The organism is Sinomonas sp. (assembly GCF_051955515.1).
GTDB lineage: Bacteria > Actinomycetota > Actinomycetes > Actinomycetales > Micrococcaceae > Sinomonas.
The window spans coordinates 1-20,663 of the sequence record NZ_JBQCGQ010000234.1 but is presented as its reverse complement, the minus strand read 5'-3'; the positions used below and the strand labels follow the sequence as shown (position 1 = coordinate 20,663).

General features: G+C 67.5%; 20 protein-coding genes. 11 read left to right on the top strand and 9 right to left on the bottom strand.

Annotated features, from left to right (window positions below; genetic code table 11):
- The 6 genes from ACTHL9_RS13960 to ACTHL9_RS13935 all read right to left on the bottom strand — a co-directional run.
- The coding region (locus tag ACTHL9_RS13960; RefSeq protein WP_440519895.1) for a sulfatase-like hydrolase/transferase at positions 1–206 on the bottom strand (206 nt) is incomplete at its 3' end.
- The gene (locus ACTHL9_RS13955; protein ID WP_440519894.1) at positions 203–1,558 is read right to left on the bottom strand and encodes a sulfatase family protein; all 1,356 of its coding nucleotides are present in this window, start codon (positions 1,556–1,558) and stop codon (positions 203–205) included. The genes ACTHL9_RS13955 and ACTHL9_RS13960, both read right to left, overlap by 4 nt.
- A gap of 29 nt (positions 1,559–1,587) precedes the next feature.
- Positions 1,588–2,424, bottom strand: coding sequence for an ATP-binding cassette domain-containing protein (locus tag ACTHL9_RS13950; RefSeq protein WP_440519893.1), 837 nt, complete (start codon positions 2,422–2,424; stop codon positions 1,588–1,590).
- Positions 2,421–4,256, bottom strand: coding sequence for a dipeptide/oligopeptide/nickel ABC transporter permease/ATP-binding protein (locus tag ACTHL9_RS13945; protein WP_440519892.1), 1,836 nt, complete (start codon positions 4,254–4,256; stop codon positions 2,421–2,423). Before ACTHL9_RS13945 ends, ACTHL9_RS13950 begins: the two co-directional genes overlap by 4 nt.
- Complete coding sequence (locus tag ACTHL9_RS13940) at positions 4,253–5,194, bottom strand: ABC transporter permease (RefSeq protein WP_440519891.1); 942 nt, start codon at positions 5,192–5,194, stop codon at positions 4,253–4,255. The genes ACTHL9_RS13945 and ACTHL9_RS13940 overlap by 4 nt, the downstream gene beginning before the upstream one ends.
- A gap of 28 nt (positions 5,195–5,222) precedes the next feature.
- The gene (locus tag ACTHL9_RS13935; protein ID WP_440519890.1) at positions 5,223–6,749 is read right to left on the bottom strand and encodes an ABC transporter substrate-binding protein; all 1,527 of its coding nucleotides are present in this window, start codon (positions 6,747–6,749) and stop codon (positions 5,223–5,225) included.
- A 226-nt stretch (positions 6,750–6,975) separates the two neighbouring features.
- Here ACTHL9_RS13935 and ACTHL9_RS13930 point away from each other — a divergent pair, with 226 nt between their 5' ends.
- From ACTHL9_RS13930 to ACTHL9_RS13890, 9 genes are all read left to right on the top strand, one after another.
- The gene (locus ACTHL9_RS13930) at positions 6,976–8,541 is read left to right on the top strand and encodes a sulfatase family protein (RefSeq protein WP_440519889.1); all 1,566 of its coding nucleotides are present in this window, start codon (positions 6,976–6,978) and stop codon (positions 8,539–8,541) included.
- Between the two features lie 59 nt (positions 8,542–8,600).
- The gene (locus ACTHL9_RS13925; RefSeq protein ID WP_440519888.1) at positions 8,601–9,185 is read left to right on the top strand and encodes a PadR family transcriptional regulator; all 585 of its coding nucleotides are present in this window, start codon (positions 8,601–8,603) and stop codon (positions 9,183–9,185) included.
- Positions 9,186–9,202: 17 nt separating this feature from the next.
- The gene (locus tag ACTHL9_RS13920; RefSeq protein WP_440519887.1) at positions 9,203–10,159 is read left to right on the top strand and encodes a formylglycine-generating enzyme family protein; all 957 of its coding nucleotides are present in this window, start codon (positions 9,203–9,205) and stop codon (positions 10,157–10,159) included.
- A gap of 7 nt (positions 10,160–10,166) precedes the next feature.
- Positions 10,167–11,951, top strand: a complete 1,785-nt coding sequence (locus tag ACTHL9_RS13915) for a sulfatase (RefSeq protein WP_440519886.1) — start codon at positions 10,167–10,169, stop codon at positions 11,949–11,951.
- A complete protein-coding gene (locus ACTHL9_RS13910) occupies positions 11,948–13,375 on the top strand; it encodes a sulfatase-like hydrolase/transferase (RefSeq protein WP_440519885.1) in 1,428 nt (475 codons plus the stop codon). The genes ACTHL9_RS13915 and ACTHL9_RS13910 overlap by 4 nt, the downstream gene beginning before the upstream one ends.
- 121 nt (positions 13,376–13,496) lie before the next feature.
- The gene (locus tag ACTHL9_RS13905; RefSeq protein WP_440519884.1) at positions 13,497–13,712 is read left to right on the top strand and encodes a hypothetical protein; all 216 of its coding nucleotides are present in this window, start codon (positions 13,497–13,499) and stop codon (positions 13,710–13,712) included.
- 611 nt (positions 13,713–14,323) lie between these two features.
- Positions 14,324–14,485 carry a hypothetical protein gene (locus ACTHL9_RS13900; protein WP_440519883.1) on the top strand — a complete coding sequence of 54 codons (162 nt, stop codon included), beginning with the start codon at positions 14,324–14,326 and terminating at the stop codon, positions 14,483–14,485.
- Between the two features lie 225 nt (positions 14,486–14,710).
- Entirely contained in the window at positions 14,711–15,058 is a 348-nt protein-coding gene (locus ACTHL9_RS13895; protein WP_440519882.1) for a hypothetical protein, read from the top strand.
- Positions 15,015–16,202 carry an AAA family ATPase gene (locus tag ACTHL9_RS13890; protein ID WP_440519881.1) on the top strand — a complete coding sequence of 396 codons (1,188 nt, stop codon included), beginning with the start codon at positions 15,015–15,017 and terminating at the stop codon, positions 16,200–16,202. Before ACTHL9_RS13895 ends, ACTHL9_RS13890 begins: the two co-directional genes overlap by 44 nt.
- On the opposite strand, the gene ACTHL9_RS13885 is transcribed toward ACTHL9_RS13890, so the two are convergent.
- A complete protein-coding gene (locus ACTHL9_RS13885) occupies positions 16,156–16,380 on the bottom strand; it encodes a hypothetical protein (protein ID WP_138414524.1) in 225 nt (74 codons plus the stop codon). The genes ACTHL9_RS13890 and ACTHL9_RS13885 overlap by 47 nt on opposite strands.
- Before the next feature lie 155 nt (positions 16,381–16,535).
- Between ACTHL9_RS13885 and ACTHL9_RS13880 the strand changes: the two genes are divergently transcribed.
- The gene (locus tag ACTHL9_RS13880) at positions 16,536–17,813 is read left to right on the top strand and encodes a helix-turn-helix domain-containing protein (protein ID WP_138414523.1); all 1,278 of its coding nucleotides are present in this window, start codon (positions 16,536–16,538) and stop codon (positions 17,811–17,813) included.
- Positions 17,814–17,852: 39 nt separating this feature from the next.
- On the opposite strand, the gene ACTHL9_RS13875 is transcribed toward ACTHL9_RS13880, so the two are convergent.
- Positions 17,853–18,782 carry a phosphoribosylaminoimidazolesuccinocarboxamide synthase gene (locus ACTHL9_RS13875; protein ID WP_440519880.1) on the bottom strand — a complete coding sequence of 310 codons (930 nt, stop codon included), beginning with the start codon at positions 18,780–18,782 and terminating at the stop codon, positions 17,853–17,855.
- The gene (gene purD, locus ACTHL9_RS13870; protein WP_440519879.1) at positions 18,782–20,077 is read right to left on the bottom strand and encodes a phosphoribosylamine--glycine ligase; all 1,296 of its coding nucleotides are present in this window, start codon (positions 20,075–20,077) and stop codon (positions 18,782–18,784) included. The genes ACTHL9_RS13875 and purD overlap by 1 nt, the downstream gene beginning before the upstream one ends.
- Positions 20,078–20,146: 69 nt before the next feature.
- On the opposite strand from purD, the gene ACTHL9_RS13865 reads away from it, so the two are divergent.
- Positions 20,147–20,663: asparaginase (locus tag ACTHL9_RS13865; protein ID WP_440519878.1), on the top strand; the 517-nt coding region annotated here is incomplete at its 3' end.

The window sequence follows — 20,663 nt, the reverse complement described above, 5'->3', positions numbered from 1 at the left end:
GGGAAGCACCCCGTCATGATCGCCGACCGCGCCGGCGCGCACACCGGCGCCGCCGCAAACGCGGCGTCGAACCGGGCCCCCTCGGCCGCGAGCCGGTCCAGGTTCGGCGTCACCGCGTACTCCGCCCCCGGCCACACCCCCGCATAGCACCCCAGATCCGGGTTGATGTCGTGCGTCGAGATCCAGACGATATTCGGCCGCTTCACGCTGAGGCTTCCTCGAGCTTGCCCTCGTAGGCATCGCGGAGGGGGTCCCCCGTTTCTTTCATCCAGTCGGCCAGAGTGGTCCTCTTCTCGGCGAGGGTGTCTGCGAATTCCGGGCTCCCCGTGAGGTTGTGGAGGCAGTCGGGGTCGGTGGTGAGGTCGTAGAGCTCCTCGGGAGAGCGGGCGAGGTAGAAGTCGGAGCGGGCCTTGACCGAGGAGTCACTCTCGGCGGCCTCGAGCATCGCGTTCCACGTCAGGCCCCACATGTTCTCGGCCTTGTAGGTCGCCTCGCCGTCGGCCCACGCGTTCCAGATGTAGCCGTAGCGTCCGTCCTGGACGCAGCGCATCTCGTAACGGTTCTTCGCCGAAGTCTCATGGAACACCGTGAAGACCCTGTCCCGGCCCTCCTCGCGCACGCTGCGCAGCAGCGGCGCGATGGACAGCCCGTCCAGGCCGTCCGGAACGGCGACTCCCGCTGCGTCGCAGAAGGTCGGGAAGAGGTCGAGCATGTTCACGAAGTCGTCCACGTTCTCCGACCCGGCCCTGGTCACACCCGGCCAGCGCACGATCAGCGGGGTCAGCGTGCTGCGCAGGTAGCAGTTGGCCTTCGCGAAGGGGAACGCCATGCCGTTGTCCGAGAGGAAGACCACCAGCGTGTCCTCCGCCGTCCCGGAGCGCTCCAGCGCGTCCAGGAGCCTGCCCACCACATCGTCGCAGCGCCGGGCGGAGCTGAGGTATTCGGCGTATTCGGTACGCACGGCGGGCAGATCGGGAAGGAACCCGGGGACCTTGACGTCGTCGGCCGTGAAGACCTTCGACGGCGCGGGGTAAAGGGCGCGCTTCTCCTCCGGCCAGAACTCCCGCTCGGCCTCGCTGCCGTGGAACGGCCGATGCGGGTCGTGGGCGTTCGCCATCAGGAACCACGGGCGGCGTTCGCCGGCGGCGCGGGCGAGGAACTCCTCCGCTGCCGCCAAGTACCTCTCGGGGTTCCGGCCCATGCCCAGCTCGCCCATGTCCACGGCCATGTCCCAGCCGAAACGCTCCACCGGCTGGAGATGCTGGACCTTGCCTAGGATGCCGGTCAGATAGCCCTTGTCCTTGAGCAGATCGTTGATGACCCCGATCCCCTCATCGATCGGCTCGAACCCCTCGGCGCCGTTCCGGTGCGGCCACAGGCCCGTCATGAGTGCCGAGCGGCTCGGCTGGCACACCGCCGCGGGAACGTGGCCCCGCCGGAACACCATGCCCTCCGCCGCCAGCCGATCAAGATGAGGCGTCGCATCCCCCGGCCCCCCGAAGGAACCCGGAGTGTTCCCATCCATATCGTCAGCCGTGATGAGCAGGATGTTCGTCAAGGACTTCTCCTCTGTGATGAAAGGACGGGTCAGGAGCTCTGCGTGGCGAGGACGCGATGGCGTTCCTCGCGGCGCTGGGCCTGGGCGTCGGGGTCGGCGATGGGGGCGGCGAAGAAGAGCTTCTGGGTGTAGGGGTGCCGGGGGCGGGCCGTGACCTGGTCTCCGTCGCCGAATTCGACGATCTCCCCGTGGTACATGACCGCGACGCGGTGGCTGATGTGGCGGACGACCTCGAGGTCGTGGGAGACGAACAGGTACGCGACGCCGGTCTGCTCCTGGATATCCTTGAACAGCTCCAGGACGCGGGCCTGGGTGGAGAGGTCCAGGGCGGAGACGGGCTCGTCGCACACGATCAAGGCCGGTTTCAGGGCCAAGGCGCGGGCGATAGCGACGCGCTGGCGCTGGCCTCCGGAGAACTCCCGCGGCAGGCGGGTGCCGGCGTTGGCGGGGAGGCGGACCATCTCGAACAGGTCCCTGATACGCTGCTGGGCCTCCGGGCGGGGGGTCTTGCGGACGGTGAGGGGCTCGGCGAGGATCTGCTCGATCGTCAGGGCCGGGTTCAGGGAGGTATACGGGTCCTGGAAGACGACCTGGAGGTCTGCGGCGAGCTCGCGGCGCTTCGCCCGGTCGGCGTGAGCGATGTCCTCTCCTCGGAAGAGGACCTTCCCGCCGGTGACGGGCGCGAGGCCGAGCACGGCCCGCCCGAGGGTAGTCTTGCCCGAGCCGGACTCGCCGACCAGTCCGACGCATTCACCGCGGTGCACGTCGAGGGAGACCTCGTGCAGAGCGCGGAACGGCTTGGCTCGGAACCCGCGGGCGGCGTATTCAACGGTGACGTTCTGGATGTCCAGGAGCGGCTGGTTCATCGCAGGGCCTCCTTCTGAACGGCAAGTGCGAGGGGTCCGCGGGGCTCGGCCTCGGAGAGGATCGCGCCGAGGAGCTCGCGGGTGTACGGATGCTGGGGGTCCTTGAAGATGGCGCGGGCCGGCCCGGTCTCCACGATCCTTCCCAGGCGCATGACCGAGACCCTGTCGCACAGGTCTGCGACGACGCCGAAGTTGTGCGTGACGAGGATGACGGCCATGCGGAACTCGCTCTGGAGGTCTCGCAGGAGGTCGAGGACCTCGGCTTGCACCGTGACGTCCAGCGCCGTGGTGGGCTCGTCGGCGATCAGGAGGTCGGGCTCGCACGAGACCGCCCCGGCGATCAGGACGCGTTGGGCCATGCCACCGGATACCTGGTGCGGGTAGGAGTCGAAGGTGCGTCGCGGGTCGGGGATGCCCACCCTCGCCAGTAGCCTCAGGGCCCGCTCGGTGGCCTCCTTCTTAGAGATGCCCAGGCACACGCGCATGGGTTCGACGAGCTGGGAGCCGATGGTGAAGGACGGGTCGAGGTTGGACATCGGCTCCTGCGGGATATAGGCGATGCGGCGCCCGCGAAGCTTCTCCATCTCCCGCTCGCTCAGCGCGGCCAGGTCCTTGCCGTCGAAGACGATCGAGCCTCCCGCGATGTGCCCGCCTTCGGGCAGCAGGCGCAGCACGGACCAGGCGGTCTGGGTCTTCCCGGACCCGGACTCGCCAACCAGGCCATGGACCTCGCCCCTCGCGACCATGAGGGAGACGTCGTGCACCACGGTCTTCGTCCCGCCCCCGTGGGAGGGGTAGGCGACCGAGAGGTTCTTGACCTCGATAACCGCCTCGCCGGGAGCGCCGTCGTCGTGCCTGATCGCCTCCTCGCCCGAGGGGACAGGTGCCGCCGTCGTGCCCTTCCTAGCGCTCTTGCCAGCCTTGGGACGGCGGCGGGCTCGCGTCCCCGTGGCGCGCTCGAGCTCGTCGCGCAGGGCGTTGGCAAGCAGCGTCAGCGCGATGAGGGTCAGCCCGATCGCGGTGGCGGGCCAGACGATCAGCAGCGGATTGGTGTAGAGGTTCTGGAACCCGTCGGAGAGCATCTGGCCCCACGTGGGGACGTTGATATCCCCCAGGCCGAGGAATTCGAGGCCGGACTGGATGGCCAGGGCGACCCCGCCCACGATCGCGGACTGGATCACAATGGGTGCCCGCACCACCGTGAGGATGTGACGGGCGATGATCCGGGAATCCGACAGGCCGGCGACCCGGGCTGCGTCCACGTAGAGCTCGTTGCGCACAGCGGTCACCGAGGCGTAGACGAGGCGGAAGAACGACGGGCACAGGATGACCCCGAAGATCACCATCGAGGCCCACAGCGAGGGGCCGACGACGGCGCGCGCGGCCAAGAGGACGATGATGCCGGGAAGGGCCATCAGCAGCGAGATCACCCAGGTCGAGACGGCATCGATCCACTTGCCGAAGTACCCGGCCAGCAGGCCTCCGACCACGCCCAGGACCATTGCCACGACGAGGGCCACCAGGGCCCCGGCGAGGCTGAACTGGGCACCGAACAGCAGCCGGGAGAACACGTCCCGCCCGGCGCCGTCCGTGCCGAGCGGGTAGTCCCCCCCGGGAGGCTGGAGCAAGTCGGAGATGTTGGCGTGCGTTGGGTCATGCCGGGCGATCAGCTGCGCGAAGACCGCGCCCAGGATGATCAGGGCCAAGAAGGCCAGAGAGGCCACTGCGAGCGGGTTGCGCAGCATGCGCCGCGCCAGGGGTGGGTGCGCTGCGGCCGCGGGGGCGGTGGGGACGGCGAGCTCAGGATCGGGTGCGTGCAGCTGTGCGGTCATGACAGGCGAACTTTCGGGTTGAGCCAGCCTTGGGCCAGGTCGACGAGGAGGTTGAAGACGATCACGATGATCCCCGTGGCGACCAGCAGGCCCATCACCAGCGGGATGTCGCCCTGGGTGGTGGCCTGCACGGCCACCTGCCCGAGGCCGGGGATCGCGAAGACCTGCTCCACGATCACTGCTCCGCCGAGCAGGCCCACGAAGTGGACTCCGAGCACGGCCAGGGCGGGGCCGGCGGCGTTGCGGAGCACGTGCTTGAGCACCACCCTCCAAGCCGGCAGGCCGCGGGAGCGCAGCGTGCGCACGTAGTCGTTGCGCAGCGCGTCGATGACCGAGCCGCGGATCTGCTGGGTCACGTTCGCGATCCCGCCCAAGGCCAGGGCGATCACCGGCAGGGTCACTGTCTTGCCCCAGTCGATCGGGGAGTCGGTGAAGGGCACGTACCCGGTGGGATCGAACCAGTGCAGGGTCAGGGCGAACACCAGCACCAGCCCGACGGCGAAGAGGAACCCCGGGATGGCATGCCCCACCACGGCCAGGAACTGCGCGAGCCGGTCGATCCACCCCCGTCGGGTCGCGGCGAGCACCCCGAGGATCACCGAGACGACCGCGATCAGCACGATCGCCCCGGTCACCAGCGACAGCGTCACCGCCAGACGCGAGGTGATCGCTTCGGTGACCGGCTGGCCGCTGAACCACGAGGACCCGAAGTCCCCGCCGAAGGCGTGGCCCACCCAGGCGCCGAACTGCGCGTACAGGGGCTGGTCCAAGCCCAGCTCATGGGCCTTCGCCGCCACGGTGGCTTGATCGGCGCTCTCCCCCAAAATCTTCCGGGCGATATCGCCCCCGCCCAAATACAGCAGGTTGAAACCGACCACGCTGATCGCTGCCAGCAGCACGACCCCGCTGGCCAGCCTGCGCACAATGAAACCAAGCATCTCTATTCCCTCGATCCGCCCCGGCCGCTCAGGCCTTGGGCTTGATGTCCCAGAGATTCGGCCAGGCGTTGCCCTGGTTCAGGTCAACAGCGGTCTTGCTGTCCGTGGCGAAATAGTTCGTCTGCGAATACCAAGGATCGAACCAGGCCTGGTCCACGATGTATTGGTTGAGCTCCTTCACCGCAGCGTTCTTGTCCGCGTCGCTCCCGGTCCGGATCTTCTCCATCAGAGCGCTGACCTTCGGGTCGGCGTACTTGAACGTGTTCCACGTACCGTTCGGGGCGATCATGTTGCTGATCAGCATCCAGTCGTTGGCGTCGCGCTGGAGCGTGAAGTAAGAGAGACCGTACTTCTGGCTCTGCAGGTCCGCAATGAGATTCTGCCCGGTGTCAACGAACTTGGTCTTGATTCCGACGTCGCCGAGCTGCTGCTGGAGCAGCGGCCACAGGGACTTCGGGAAGCCGGGCGAGGTCGGGATGGTGAGCTCGAGGCCATTTGCGTAGCCCGCCTCGGCCAGCAGCTGCTTCGCCTTCGCCGGATCGAACTTGTAGACGGAGTTGAGCGACGCGTCATAGCCGGCGGACGATTCCGGGAAGACCTGCCGCGTCGGGACGCCACGCCCCTGCGCAACCGCTTTGAGCATCGCGTCCGCATCGATCGCGTAGTTGATCGCCTGGCGCACCTTGACGTTGCCGAGTGCTGGATTCGTCTTGCCCGACCGATCGAAGAGCAGGAGGCCGGCGAAGTTCAGGTTCTGGCCGTTCGCCGTGAAGCCCGCGCCTTCGACCTGGGAGACGATCGTCGGGTCATTGATCGCGGCAGCGTTGAGCTGCTTGCCGCGCAGCGCATTGAGCTCCGAGGTGGAGTCTGTGTAGACGTTGATGGTCAGCGTGTCGTAGTGGACGTTCTTCGCGTCCCAGTACTTCGGGTTCTTGTCGAAGACGTAGGACGTTCCCACGACCGTCTTGCTCGGGTTCAGGGTGTATGGGCCGGATCCGACGGGCTTCGTCTGGGCGTCGGACTTGCCGAATTCGGCAGGGCTCTCCATGAGGCCTGCCGCTTGGCCGAGGTAGATGAGGAACGCCGGGTTGGCCTGCTTGAGGGTGATGACGAGGGTCGTCTTGTCCTGGGCCTTCGCGTCGACCATGTCCGCAACCTTCGGCTTCTGCGGCGAGGTTCCGTCACGGAAGCGGAGGAGATTCTGGGCAGCGACGTCGGCGGTGAAGGCAGTCCCGTCGCTGAACGTCACGTCGTCGCGCAGCTTCATGGTGAGCACCGTCTTGTCCGCGTTGTACTCCCACGAGGTGGCCAACGACGGCTGGATGTCATGTCCGCTCGGAGCGATCTTCACGAGCGAGTCGTAGACGGCCTGGGCGTAGACGGACTGGTTTCCCCAGTTGAAGTTCCGCGCTTCGAACGTAGCCGGGGCGAGGACGTTGCCGAGGGTGATGTTCTTCTGGGTCTGGGCACCACCGCTGCTCGTTCCGCCTGAGCAGCCGGCAAGCGCCAAGCCGAGGACACAGGCCGCGGCAAGGCCGGTCTTCTTCAAACGCATCATTACGTCCTTTCATCTGCGGCAGCTGCGGGCCGCTAGCACCGCCTGCCGTCTGTTCCGCGATGAACAGCTCTTTCGAGAATGGCACGGTGTGACCGCGAGCACAAGAGGTAGATATGAAACTTTGCATATAGCTCCTGAGGCCGAGGTCTTGTTCTTTCCCGAAACAGATGTTCCACTAGTGATACATCCCACTGGAGACTGCACGAGATACAGGAGACGGTCGATGAAGATCATCTACGTGGACGTCGATTCACTGCGTCCTGACCACACCGGCCCGTACGGCTATGCCCGCAACATCACGCCGAACCTTGATGAGCTGGCCCGCACGAGCGTCATGTTCGACCGCTACTACTGCTCCGATTCGCCGTGCCTTCCCTCCCGCACTGCCCTCACGAGCGGCCAGCACGGCATCACGAACGGTGTGATCGGGCACTTCGGCGACGACGCCCGCTTCCGCCTCGACGCGGGCCACGCCCCGCACCCGACGCGTCCGCTCCTGGGCCAGGCGCTCAACGCGGCTGGCTACACGTGCGCGGCCGTATCCTCCTTCGCCGAGCGGCACCGTGCCTACTACTTCATGGGCAACTTCCGCGAGAACGTGCAGGTCACGCCCGACATGGGCGATGAGCCCGCGGACATGATCACCGACGCCGCCCTCGACTGGATCAAGCGGCACCGGGACACCGAGAACTGGTACCTGCACCTGACCTACTGGGACCCGCACACCGACTACCTCCAGGACGAGGAATGGACGGCAAAGGCCGCCGCCTCTGGCCCGGCCCCCACGTGGCCGGACCAGGAGGCGATCGACGCCCACGCCGAGGTGTACGGCCCCCGCAGCGCGCTCGACCTCCACTACACGGGGGCTCCCCGGAAGTCCCGCGTTCCGCACAACATGCCGGATGAGATCCGCACCCGCGCCGACTTCGAACACCTCATCAACGGCTACGACGGCGCCATCCACTTCTTCGACCACGAGTTCGGCCGCCTGCGCCGTCAGATCGAGGCGATGGGCCTGGCCGACGAGGTGGCGATCGTTGTCTCCTCTGACCACGGGGAATCATTCGGCGAGCTCGGCCTCTACGCCGAGCACGGCCTGGCCTCCGAGCCCGTCCACCGCCTGCCCATGATCGTCCACTGGCCCGGCATCACCGACCAAGCCGGGGTCGCCGGGACCCACAACGATGCGCTCCTGTACAACATCGACTACGCCCCGACGATCCTGGACCTCCTGGGCCTCGAGAAGCCCGAGAACTGGCAGGGCACCTCCTACGCGCAAGGCGTCCGCGGCGGAGAGATCGAGTCGCGGCCCTATCTGGTCTGGGGACATGGCGCCCACACCTACCAGCGTGCCGTCCGCACACGAGACCACCTCTACATCCGCACCTACCACCCAGGCTGCTTCCGAGCCGAGCTGGAATCGCTGTACAACGTCACCGAGGACCCGTTCCTGACGCACAACCTCATCGACATCGAGCCGGACCTCGCCGCCCAAATGCGATCTCATCTCTTCGAATGGCTCGGGCTCTACGCCGGATCCCCCGGCGCCCTCCCCGACCCGATGCAGGGCGCACTGCAGGTCGGACCCACCCTATACAACCAACCGGAGGTCTACGCCGAACACCTCCGGAACACCGGCCGCGCGCATCTCGCGGAGGACCTGATGGAGCGACTGCACCCCCAGAATGGAGCCACCCACGTCTCCTGGCACGCCCAGCAGCCCATCTCGCAGGAGGACCGTGCCCGCATGCGGCGACGGTTCGAGGCCATGATGAGCACCTCAGAATGACGGCGGCAGCACGTATCCTCCTCAGTGACGCTCCCGAAGAGCGTGCAAGGGAGGGAAAAGTGACACTGGCCCGGCTCGACGTCATCCTCTTGGGGCTGCTCTCCAGCGGGGATCGCACCGGCTACGACGTCTGGAAATGGCTTGAAGGGCACGGTCCCTGGGTGGGGTACTCCGCACGGACGTCGCAGATCTACCGGCAGCTCGGAAAGTTCGTCGAATGGGAATGGGCCAAGCCGATCCTCGATCAGCGCGACTCGGGGCCCGATGCAAAGCTCTATCGGATCACCGAGGAGGGCCGCACCAAGTTCGAGGAATGGATCGACTCCCCCTACGTGCCCTCCCGCAGGCCGCTCGATCCGGATTTCCAGGTCAGGCTCCGGTTCGCCGGCAGCACGCGGCCTGAGAAGGCCCTCGAGCTGGTCCAAATAGAACTCGAGTACCGCAAGCGGGCCGAGATCGAGTTCGACAGGACTTTCGATCCAGTGTTCACCCAAGCCGAGGCCTCCCCCACCGAGCTGCATTGGCAGAAGGAGTGGTGGCTCATGCAGCAGGATCGGGGCCACTACATGGTCTCGAACCTCATCGCTTGGCTGGAGGCGACCGAGCGGCGCCTCCAGACCCTGATCCAGTCACAGAACGAGTAAGAGAAGCACGAGAACTCATGGAACACGGTCCCAGCTGCTGCGCCGCGCCGCGCGCGGTGCACCAGCCGCCGCTGGCAGTGCAGGAGAGTCCGACGACGGTCTTCGCACTTTACTCAGCCCGTCATGAGGAGGTCCCCGTCCCCGGCGGCGAGTTCCTCATGGGCGACGCGTTCGGCGAAGGGTATGCCTCCGACGGCGAGACCCCCGTTCACCCCGTGCGCGTGGACGGCTTCCGGATCGATGCGACCCAGGTCACCACCACGCAGTTCGCGAGCTTCGTTGACACCACTGACTACCGCACAGAGGCCGAAGTGTATGGGACCTCAGCCGTCTTCCATCTCCTGGTGAAAGCCCGTCAAGCCGACGTCCTCGGCCGCGCCGTCGGCGCACCTTGGTGGCTCAACGTCAAGGGCGCGGATTGGGCGCACCCGGCCGGGCCGTCGTCGTCCTGGACGGATGTGCCGGATCACCCGGTCGTTCATGTCTCGTGGAACGACGCCCAGGCGTACTGCGCCTGGGCCGGTCGCCGCCTGCCCACCGAGGCCGAATGGGAGTACGCAGCGCGCGGCGGGCTCGCCGGGAAGCGCTACGCCTGGGGCGACGACCTCACCCCCGGGGGCGAGCACCGCTGCAATATCTGGCAGGGCACGTTCCCCACCCACAACACTCAGGACGACGGCTTCCTCGGCACTGCCCCGGTGAAGGCCTTCGCTCCGAACCGCTACGGGCTGTACGAAGTGGCCGGGAACGTCTGGGAATGGTGCAACGACTGGTTCCAGCTCAAGTACTACCGCAACGCGCCGAGGGACAACCCCATGGGCCCCACCATCGGGGCCGGCCGGGTCATGCGCGGAGGCTCGTATCTGTGCCACGAGTCGTACTGCAACCGCTACCGGGTCGCGGCGCGCACCTCGAACACCCCCGAATCCTCGAGCGGCAACTGCGGCTTCCGGACTGCCGCCCTCACCACCTAAGGACTCCATGAAGGCCATCGTCGTCCTGTTCGACACCCTCAACCGGGCCTACCTTCCCAATTACGGCTGCGACTGGACGCATCTTCCGAACTTCCAGCGTCTCGGGCGGAGGACTGCCACTTTCGACACGTGCTACGGCGGAAGCATGCCGTGCATGCCCGCCCGACGCGAGCTGCACACCGGCCGGTACAACTTCCTCCACCGCTCTTGGGGTCCACTTGAGCCCTTCGACGACTCGGCTCCCGAACTCCTGGGCGAGCACGGCGTCTACACACATCTGGTCACGGACCACCAGCACTACTGGGAAGACGGCGGGGCCACCTACCACTACCGGTTCAATTCCTTCGAGTTCTTCCGGGGGCAGGAGGGAGACCACTGGAAGGGCGTAGTCACTGCCCCGGAGATCCCCGCGTCAGTGAGCTGGCGGGACAACGCCGCGTGGCGCCACGACTGGGTCAACCGACAGTACATGAGCCGCGTGGAAGACCACCCGCAGACCAAGACCGTCAATGCGGGGCTCGAGTTCATGCGCACTAACAGCGCCTCCGACAACTGGATGCTGCAGATCGAGTGCTTCGACCCCCACGAGCCCTTCCTCAGCTACGCCGAGCACAAGCAGCATTACCTCCACGGCTACGAGGGCCAGCACTTCGACTGGCCCGATTACCGGCGGGTGATCGAGGATGATGCCGCCGTTGACCACGCTCGCCGCGAATACGGCGCCCTCCTCACGATGTGCGATGCGTCCCTCGGCCGCATCCTCGACGCCATGGACGAGCACCGCCTCTGGGACGACACGCTGCTCATCGTCATGACCGACCACGGGCTCCTGCTCGGCGAGCACGGCTGGTGGGGCAAGAACATCCAGCCGTGGTACGAGGAGAACATCCACACGCCGCTCTTCGTCTGGGATCCGAGAAGCCGCATCCAGGACCAGCGCCGCGAAGTGCTCGTCCAGACCATCGACGTCGCCCCCACGCTGCTGAACTTCTTCGGCGTCCCCATCCCAGCTGATGTGCAAGGGCACGACCTCGCCGCGACCGTAGCCACGGACGTGAGAGTTCGCGAGGCGGGGCTCTTCGGCAGCTTCGGCGGCCACGTCAACGTCACCGACGGCCGGTACGTCTACATGCGCACCTGCGACCGGCCGGACAATCGCCCGCTCTTCGACTACACACTCATGCCAACGCACATGAACAGCCGCTATGCTCCCCGGGAGCTCGAGGGCGCGAAGCTCGCTCCGCCATTCGGCTTCACCAAGAACGCCCCGCTCCTCGAGCTCACAGGCCAGGGGATGGGCAATCCGCACTCCTTCGGCTGTCTCCTCTTCGACCTCGAGAACGACCCGCAGCAGGTGAGTCCACTCGTCGACGACGAGCTCGAACTGCGCATGATGGGCCTCCTCGTCGAGCAGATGCGGCTCAACGAGGCCCCGGTCTCGCAGTTCGAGCGCCTCGGTCTCCCGCCGGAGGGACCAGTAGGACCCGAGCACCAACAGGTGAGGAAGCTCTGGCCCAAAGTCGCCACAAGCCAGCTGCTTCCCGGGGCGGCGGAGAGCTTCGCCTCCCCGGGGCGCGGAGTCCTCACCCCGATCCGCGAACTGCTCGACGACGAGGCGAGCCGCGCCGTCGTCCTCCAACGCCTCCCGTTCGTGGTGGCGACCATGTTCCTCAAGCGCAACGCGAACCTCTCGCCATGGCAGCTTGCCGTCATGATGCCGAGCATCAGCGCTGATGACCTGAAGAGCCTCCACGAGGAACTGGTTGCACTAGGAGAGCCGGCGGCCCGATGAAACCCAATGTCCTCTGGATCATGTGCGACGAACTCCGGGCCGACGCGATCAGCGCCTACGGCAACGCCCACCCGGAAATCCAGACGCCCAACATGGACAGACTTGCAGAAGCCGGCGTGCTCTTCGAATCCAGCTACACTGCCTCGCCGGTCTGCGTGCCTGCGAGGACCAGCCTCGTCACGGGCCGCAGACCGGACGAGACCGGCGTGTGGGGCAACGAAGCGCACGGGGACCAGGCCCACGCGATCGCGCCCGATCTGGTCACGTTCCCCGAGGTTCTCGCGTCGGCGGGCTGGTCCACGCGGGACTTCGGCAAAGAGCATCTTCCACCTGCCCTCTCCCCTTGGCAGTCGCAGGATCCCGCGGGATCGTCCATGCGGGAGCTCGTGCAGGGCGTGCGGGATGCGGGCGGGGAGATCATCCGCACGCCCGGCATGGGCTTCGCAGTGGCAGGAACCTGGCCAGAGGACAGGGACTATCCACCGGAAGCGATCACACGGCGAGCCATCGAGGCCATGTCGGAAGTCGACGAACCGTTCCTCGTCCGCGCCTCCTACCTTCAACCCCACACCCCGGTCATCGTCCCGGAGCCCTGGGCGAGCCGCTACGAGCACGTCGACTTTGCCGCTGCCCCGGCCTTCGCCGACGGAACGAGCAGATTCGAGACGCGGTTCGCCGAGGTCAACGGGGGCCATGACATGGACCCGTCCGACTTCCAGCGCGCCCAAGTCGCGTACCACGGGGCAGTCGCCTGGCTCGACGACCAAGTCGGCCAGCTGATCGGCGCCCTCGAGCGGCTCGGGCTCGCAGGTTCGACCGTCGTCGTCCTCACCTCAGACCACGGAGCCCACCTCGGCGAGGACGGCGCCTACGGCAAACACACCTTCGCCCCGCAGAGCCATCGGGTCCCGCTCATCGTCGTCGATCCGCGCCGCGACGTCCCCGGCACCAGACGAGCCGACCTCGCAGACGGCACCGACCTCGCACGGACCATCCTCGGCGCCTGCGGCATCGACTCGCCTCCGCAGATGGGCGGCCGCGACCTGTTCGCGGACCCAGCACCAGAGATCATCCTCAGCGCGATCGGCTATGGCGCGGCGCAGAGCCGTGCCTTCCCGAACCGGGGAATCGGAACAGGTCATCACGGCGGAGGCTGGCCGCAGCGCTTCTGCGCGCGGACGCGCCGCTATCGCCTCGACATGACGACCCGGATCGATGGGCGGACAGCAGAGCCGGACGAGGCCGACCTATTCCTGGCAGATTCCCTTGCCGATCCGCTCGAACGCACAAACCTCGCCGAGGATCCGCGATACAGGCCCATTCGTGATTGGCTTGCGGCCGCCGTGAGGGAATGCGCCGACCGCGCCTACCAACCTGACGACCACAGCGTGTACGAGACCTTCGTCCCTCCGGTTGGGGGCTAGATCCAGCAGACGACTTGTCGCTGACATCCCAGGTGTCAGTTTCCCTTCTTGAAAAATGAAGATCCAAGGCGCCGCCTGTCTGCGGTGCCGGTCCCACCACCACCGACTTCTAGGAAGAGACATGAACATCACCCAGGCGCCATATCTTGGCGGTCTCACGACTCAAGCCGGCGCCCTGGACTTCGTTGTGGAGACCCAGGAGGCCAGCGGCGTCAGCTACCTCTTCGTCACCGGCCTCCTGCGCGAGATGCTCGGCTACGGCAGCGCGGTCTGCACGGACTGGGGCCTCATCACGGAGTCGCGTCTCCACGGCAAGCAGCTTCCCCCGCGGGCGTAGGGCGTTGAGCACCTCTCAGTCGAGGACCGTGTCCTGAAGGTCAACGAGGCCGGCCGCGATCAGTTCGGCCGGGAGAAGTGCGCGGGGAGATCGTCGTTAATCTGGTCTGGAGCGGTCGCCTTCCGGAAGAGCGGATCGGCCCCTCCGCGCGGCGTCTGCTCAAGGTCAAGTTCAAGGCTGGGCCTCTTCGACAACCCCCTATGCGGACGAGGAGCAGGCACCGAGGTGCGCATGGGGCGACCGGAGTACATTGGGGGCGACCGCCGTGCACAGTCCCGCTCGATGACCGTATTGAAGAAATGCAGGCGCCGCCATCGGGAAGTGCCTAGCGCTCCCCTGAGGTTCGGAACGAGGATCTACTCCGAGGAGATGGACCCGCCGCCGTCGCACTGTTGGCCTGCGGCCCGTGGAACGGCCCGAGGACGCCGACGCCGCCGTCGTCAGCCTCTCGGCTCCCTACGGGCCCCGGGCCCCGGGCCCCGGGCCCACTATATGCTTGAGGCGAGTTTCCACGCCGGAAGACTCGAGTTCGACGGCGAGACGGTCGAGAGGGTGCGGAAGCTCGCCGGGGCCGCCCCGTCGTTGTCATCCCGCACCTGGACCGGTCCGCGGTGCTGATCCCGCCCGAGCCGCATTGCGCAGCGATCGCCGCCGTCTACGGCGCGTCGGACGCGGCCGCGTTCCACGCGCTCACGGGGACCGTTTCCCCCGAGGGGCGCCTGCCCTTCGAGCTCCCGCGCCCAAGCCGCCGCCGTGGCCTCGCGTCCCGTTGAGCGTGATTCCCCACCCTCCCGCCAGCCGGCGAGGGAGCTCATCGTCCAGGCGGCGCTCGAGGTCCTCGGGCGTGCATCATGCGGAACGGGGGTTGCGAATGCAAACTCTTCGGCGCCTGCAAAGGCCACGTCTCCGTTACGGATGCCCCTACGTGTACCGCCCGGCAGACGAGGGGCTTTAGGTTCGCCACAGCCGAGGACCGGGAGGCCGTCGTCGGGCTGGTCGTGGACGCCGCCGAGGCCACGTCGCTGCGGCTGACCCCGCCCGACCTCGCACCTAGCCCCGCCGCGTTCCGGCGCCCGGACGGATCCTCGGTGTTCCGGCCGAAGCACTCGACCGTGTTCACCTCCGAGGCCCTGCTGGCGGCCGAAGACCGCCTCCTCGAACGCGCCTGCACGACCACCGGCCCCACCCTGCCCGTGGTGACGGTCAAGAAGATCACTGGCCGGTCCGACCGGGAGGGCCGGATCCTTGGCGACGACCAGGCCGCGGCGCTGGCGAAGGTCGCCGTCTCCGGGCGCATCGTCGATGTGCTCGTTGGTCCGGCCGGGCGGGCAAGACGACCGCGATAAACGCGCTGCGCCGGGCGTGGGAGGCCGAGCACAGCCACGGCCCCCTCGGCCTCGCCCCCTCCGCTGTCGCGGCCGAGTTCTGGCTGGTGACCTCGGCATCGTCACCGAGAACACGGCGGAGTGGTGGGACCCCCACGAGCGCAATGGCGCGAGCTTTCACGCGGGTCAGCTCGTGATCCTCGACGAGGCCTCCCTCGCCGGCACCTTCTCCGTGGACTGCATCACGGCGCTGGCGGCCGAGGCCGGGGCGAAGGTCCTCCTGGTGGGCGACTACGCACAGCTCCAGTCGATCGATGCCGGAGGCGCGTTCGCGATGCTCGTCCATGACCGAGACGATGTCCCCGAGCTGGTCGACGTTCGCAGGGTCACGGACCCGTGGGAGAAAACCGCCTCCCTCGGTCTGCGCCACGGGCAGACGAAGGTCATCGACACCTACATCGAGCACAGCCGCATCCTCGGCGGCGGCACGGAGGCGATGGTCGTCGCCGCCTACGCCGCCCGGCGCGCCGACCAGCACGGCGGGAAGGCCACGGTGCTGGTCGCCGACTTCACCGAATCCGTGATTGCCCTGAGCGCTCGGGCACGCACGGACCTGATCCTCGACGGCACCGTGAACGGCCCGCGCGAGGTCCGACCGCAGGACGGCACCCGCACCGCGGCCGGCGACACGGTCATCACCCGCCGCAACGACCGCCGTCTGTGCGCCGGGTGCGGCTGGGTCCGCACCGGCAACCGCTGGACCGTCACCGCTGTCCACGACGACGGCTCCGTCGCCTTGCGCCGTATCGGCAGGCGGTCGCAGGTTCAAATCCTGTCATCCCGACCACAAAAAGTGCTCGGGCGGAAATGCTGGGGCACTTTTTTATTGCCCCTCCCCCTCGCGGAATTGTCGCTTTTCTGCGGGTTCGCGCACCCAAAACTCGCAAAAAACCAACAATTGCGGAAGTGCGCCCCGGGGACCACGAAGAGCCCCGCCCGTCGAGGTGACGGGCGGGGCTCCCCTGCACTATCTCTGGACCCGCTAGCGCGGATCATGTCGGAGACGCGAACGTTGCTGCCTGCCTCGGGCAGTCGCTCGCTCTCCTGGATAAGTCAGATCAGAAGGTCGACTTCATCGGGTCGGGCCAGTTGCCGATCGCAGTAGCCTTCATGGGATCAGGCCAATTGCCGATAGCAGTGGACTTCATCGGGTCGGGCCAGTTGCCGATCGCCGTGGTCTTCATGGGGTCAGGCCAGTTTCCAATGGCCGTCGGGGCAACAGAAACGCCTCCCAGCGCCAGAGCGCCAACGAGGGCGAGTGACGCGGTCAACTTCTTGAGCATGTCATGTCCTTATGTTGTAGCGGGTGCAATCGGGCAGAGCGTGCTTTGTCGTGATTGACACACCAAGTAAAATAAGATCCACAGCAGGTGTCAAGCCGCTAGGGTATCGCCTTACCCCAAGTTGCAGACCGGGGTGCTCTGTCGAGGAGGAAGTTGTGGGGAGCGGATTCGGCGAGAAGTTGCGGGCCGAGCGCCTCGAGCGTGGGCTGACCCAGGCGGAATTGGGCAAGGATCTCTACTCTCCGAGCTACATCTCCCTCCTCGAAACTGGCCGCCGGGAGCCGACTCCGGAAGTCATCCAGGAGTTGGCCCGCCGGCTTGAACTCGCACCGAAGGCCCTCGAGGCCTGGAGCCAGCCTGTTACGGCCAATGACGCCGAATACGTCCTTGCCGGCCTGTACGCACGGCAGGCGTGGGACATGCGCGACTACGCCCAAGCCGCGAGCCATGCAGCCACTGCCGCGCAGTTCGCCCTCGAGGCGAAAAACAATAGCGCATGGTGGAACATGACGTACATGCAGGCCGAGTGCCTCATGAAGCAGGGCCAGCTCGCCGAGTGCCAGCGGATCGTCCAGCATCTCCTCGAACACCCCATCATCGCCGAGTCAGACGGCCTCGCCGTCCGTGCCCACCAGATGCTCGCCGCCGTATGCCACGGCCTCGGCCAGCTCGGGACCGCCGTCGAACATGCCCGCGAAGCGGTGCGCCTCGGGGCCCAACTCCCCGCCGGCTCCACCATCTACATCGGAGCGCTCCGTGCGCTCATCGGCGCCCTCGCGGAGAGCGGCCGGCTGGACGAGGCCTGGGACTACTGCAAGATCCTCGGCTCCCTCGTGGACGAGGAGTCCATGGGCCAGCTGTCGGGCGAGGTCGAGTGGGTCATCGGGAACGTCGCGTTCATGCGCGCCGACTACGAAGAGGGCGTCAAGCACCACGAGCGGGCCGCGAAGCTCCTCTCCCCCGCGAACGACATCGAGCTCTGGGCCCGGTTCAACAAGGCTTCCGCCGCGGTGCGCCTGTCCGGCGGGATCGTCGAGCCGGAGACCCTCGCCGCGATCGAGCGGGCTGAGCTGGCCCTCTCCATCGTCGGGGGGAGCCGGCCCGAGCAGCTCGAGGTGGCGTTCATCCGCGCCCGCTGGCTGTACCTCAACGGCGAACTCCCCGAAGCGATCGAGAAGCTCAAGGAGATCCACGCGGAGAAGAAGGTCCTCGGCCGGCACACCGCCGGGGAAGTGGCCCTGCTGTACGGCCGCGCGCTCAAGGCCCTCGGCCGGAACGACGAGGCACTCGAGCTCCTCAAGGACGCGCGCGAGCAGTTCAGCTACGCGGGCGCCTCGGAGAAAGTCCAGCAGACCATGGACGCGATCCTCGAGATCCGGCTCGCGCAGCAGCGGGCCGGGCATCCCGAGGAGAAGCCGGCCCCGCCGGGGTAGGCAGCGCTGGCCGCACCCGAAGGCTCAGGGCCCGAAGGCTCAGGCCTCGAACGCGCGCCCCGTGAGCCGCTCGAACGCCTCCACATAGCGGGCGCGCGTGCGCTCGACGACGTCCTCCGGAAGGGTCGGGGGCTCCTGATCGGAGTGACGGTCCCATCCGGACGCCGGCGAGGTGAGCCAATCGCGGACGAACTGCTTGTCGAACGATGGCTGGGCCTTGCCGGGCTCCCACGTTGCGGCGTCCCAGAAGCGGGACGAGTCCGGCGTGAGCACCTCGTCGCCAAGGGTGATGAGGCCCGTGACCGGATCCAGCCCGAACTCGACCTTCGTGTCCGCGAGGATGATCCCCCGTTCGCGGGCGATCCGCTCCGCCTCGCGGTAGATCTCGAGGGTGAGGCTGCGCAGCTGGGCGGCGGCGTCGTCGCCCACCATGCCGGTGACGTCCTCGTAGGTGATGTTCTCGTCGTGCTCGCCGACCTCGGCCTTGGCCGAAGGGGTGAAGATCGCCTCGGGCAGGCGTGACCCGTCGACGAGGCCATCGGGCAGGGGGATCTCGCAGACCGTGCCGCTCTCGCGGTACTCGGCGAGGCCGGAGCCCGTGAGGTAGCCACGCGCAATGCACTCGACCGGGTACATCTCGAGGCGACGGCAGATCATGGCGCGGCCCACGACCTCGGCGGGGACGCCGTCGTCGACCGTCCAGCCGACCACGTGATTCGGCACGTTGAGCTGGTCGAACCACCATAGGCTCAGCTGAGTCAGGATGCGTCCCTTGTCCGGGATGGTGCTGGAGAGGACGTGGTCGTAGGCGCTGATGCGATCGCTGGCGACGACCAGGACCACGTCCTCAGGATGTGAAAGGACAGCGCCTTCGATGGGCTCGTACAGGTCGCGGACCTTGCCCGAGTAAATGTGCCGCCAGCCCTCGAGGAGCGGCGCCTCCGTCTGGAAACCGCGGGTCTCCGTCATCAGACTCCTGCCTTCCCGGCGCGCTCGGGCACCCGAATCTCGCCGCGCGCGGCCTTCGCCGCGATGTCCTTGCGGTACTGGCCGCCGTCCAGACGAATGAGGCCGATTCCCTCGTACGCGCGCTCGCGAGCCTCCTGCAGGTCCTCGCCGAGCGCGACCACGGCGAGAACGCGGCCGCCCGCGCTCACCACATGGCCGTCGTCGAGCTTTGTGCCCGCGTGGAGGACGTGCGTGCCCTCGACCGCGGCCGCCTTCTTCAGGCCCCGGATGCGATCGCCCGTGCGTGGCTTGTCGGGATAGTTCTCGGAGGCGAGCACGACGGCGACCGCGGACTCGGGCGACCAGCGCAGCTCGTCCACGTCGTCCAGATGACCCTTGGCGGCAGCGAGGAGGATCCCGCCGAGCGGTGTCTTGAGTCGCGCGAGGACGGCCTGCGTTTCGGGGTCACCGAACCGGGCGTTGAACTCGATGACCCTTGTGCCTCGGGACGTGAGCGCGAGGCCGCAGTAGAGGACGCCGACGAAGGGAGTGCCGCGCTTGGCCATCTCGTCGATCGTGGGCTGGGCGACCCGCCGCACCACCTCGTCCACGAGGCCCTCCGGTGCCCAGTCGAGGGGCGTGTAGGCGCCCATGCCGCCCGTGTTCGGGCCCTCGTCGTTGTCGAAGATGCGCTTGAAGTCCTGCGCCGGGGAGAGCGGGACCACCATCTGGCCGTCGCTCAGGACGAAGAGGGAGACCTCGGGGCCGTCCAGGAATTCCTCGATCACCACGCTGCCGCCGGCGTCGAAGCAGGCCTGCGCGTGGGCGAGCGCCGCCTCGCGGTCCTCCGTGACCACGACGCCCTTCCCGGCGGCGAGCCCGTCGTCCTTCACCACGTAGGGGGCGCCGAAGGAATCGAGCGCGTCGGCGGCCTCCTCGGCCGTCGTCGCCACCCGCGCCATGGCGGTGGGAACGCCGGCCTCCGCCATGACCTGCTTCGCGAACGCCTTGGACGCCTCGAGCTGGGCCGCGGCCTTGTCCGGGCCGAAAACTGGGATGCCGGCCTCGCGCACGGCGTCCGCGACGCCGGCGGCGAGCGGCGCCTCGGGGCCGATCACCACAAGATCCACCTCGAGCTTCTGGGCGAGGTGCGTGACGGCAGAGGGGCTGTTCGCGTCGATCGCGTGGGTCGGCACAACCTGGGCGATCCCCGCGTTGCCGGGTGCCGCGTGCACTTCGGTGACGGCGGGATCGGCCAGGAGGGAACGGACAATGGCGTGTTCGCGGCCGCCCGGGCCGATCACGAGAACCTTCACCCCCCAAGGTTATCGGTCCGCCTGCGCTGCTTGCATCGATGCGCGGCACGCGAAGCATAGACTTCGCACATGGCCACCCACGCAACTTTCACGGCGGACGACGCCGTGGAACTCGCTGTGATCGAACGCAGCGGCTTCGTCGAGTCCCGGCATCTCGGATCCGCCGTTGTGCTCGCCGGGGACGGCAGTGTGGTGACCGAACTCGGCGACATTCGGACCCCCGTCTACGCCCGCTCGGCGCTCAAGCCGCTTCAGGCGCTCGCATCGATGCGCAGCGGCGTCCCGCTTCGGGGCTCGCAGGTGGCGATCGCGTGCGGCTCGCACGTGGGGTCGCTCGATCACCTGGACGTCGTCGAGGGGATGCTGAAAGCCGCTGGCGTGCGGGAGGCGGACCTCCAGTGCCCGCCCGCGTGGCCGCGGGACGAGGAGGCACGCGCCTGGCTCGTGCGCACGGAGATCGGCAAGCGGCGCCTGGCCCACAACTGCTCCGGGAAGCACGCCGCCTTCCTCTGGGCGTGCTCGGTCAACGGCTGGGGCCGCGGGAGCTACCTCGAGCCGAACCACCCGCTTCAGCAGCGCGTCCTCG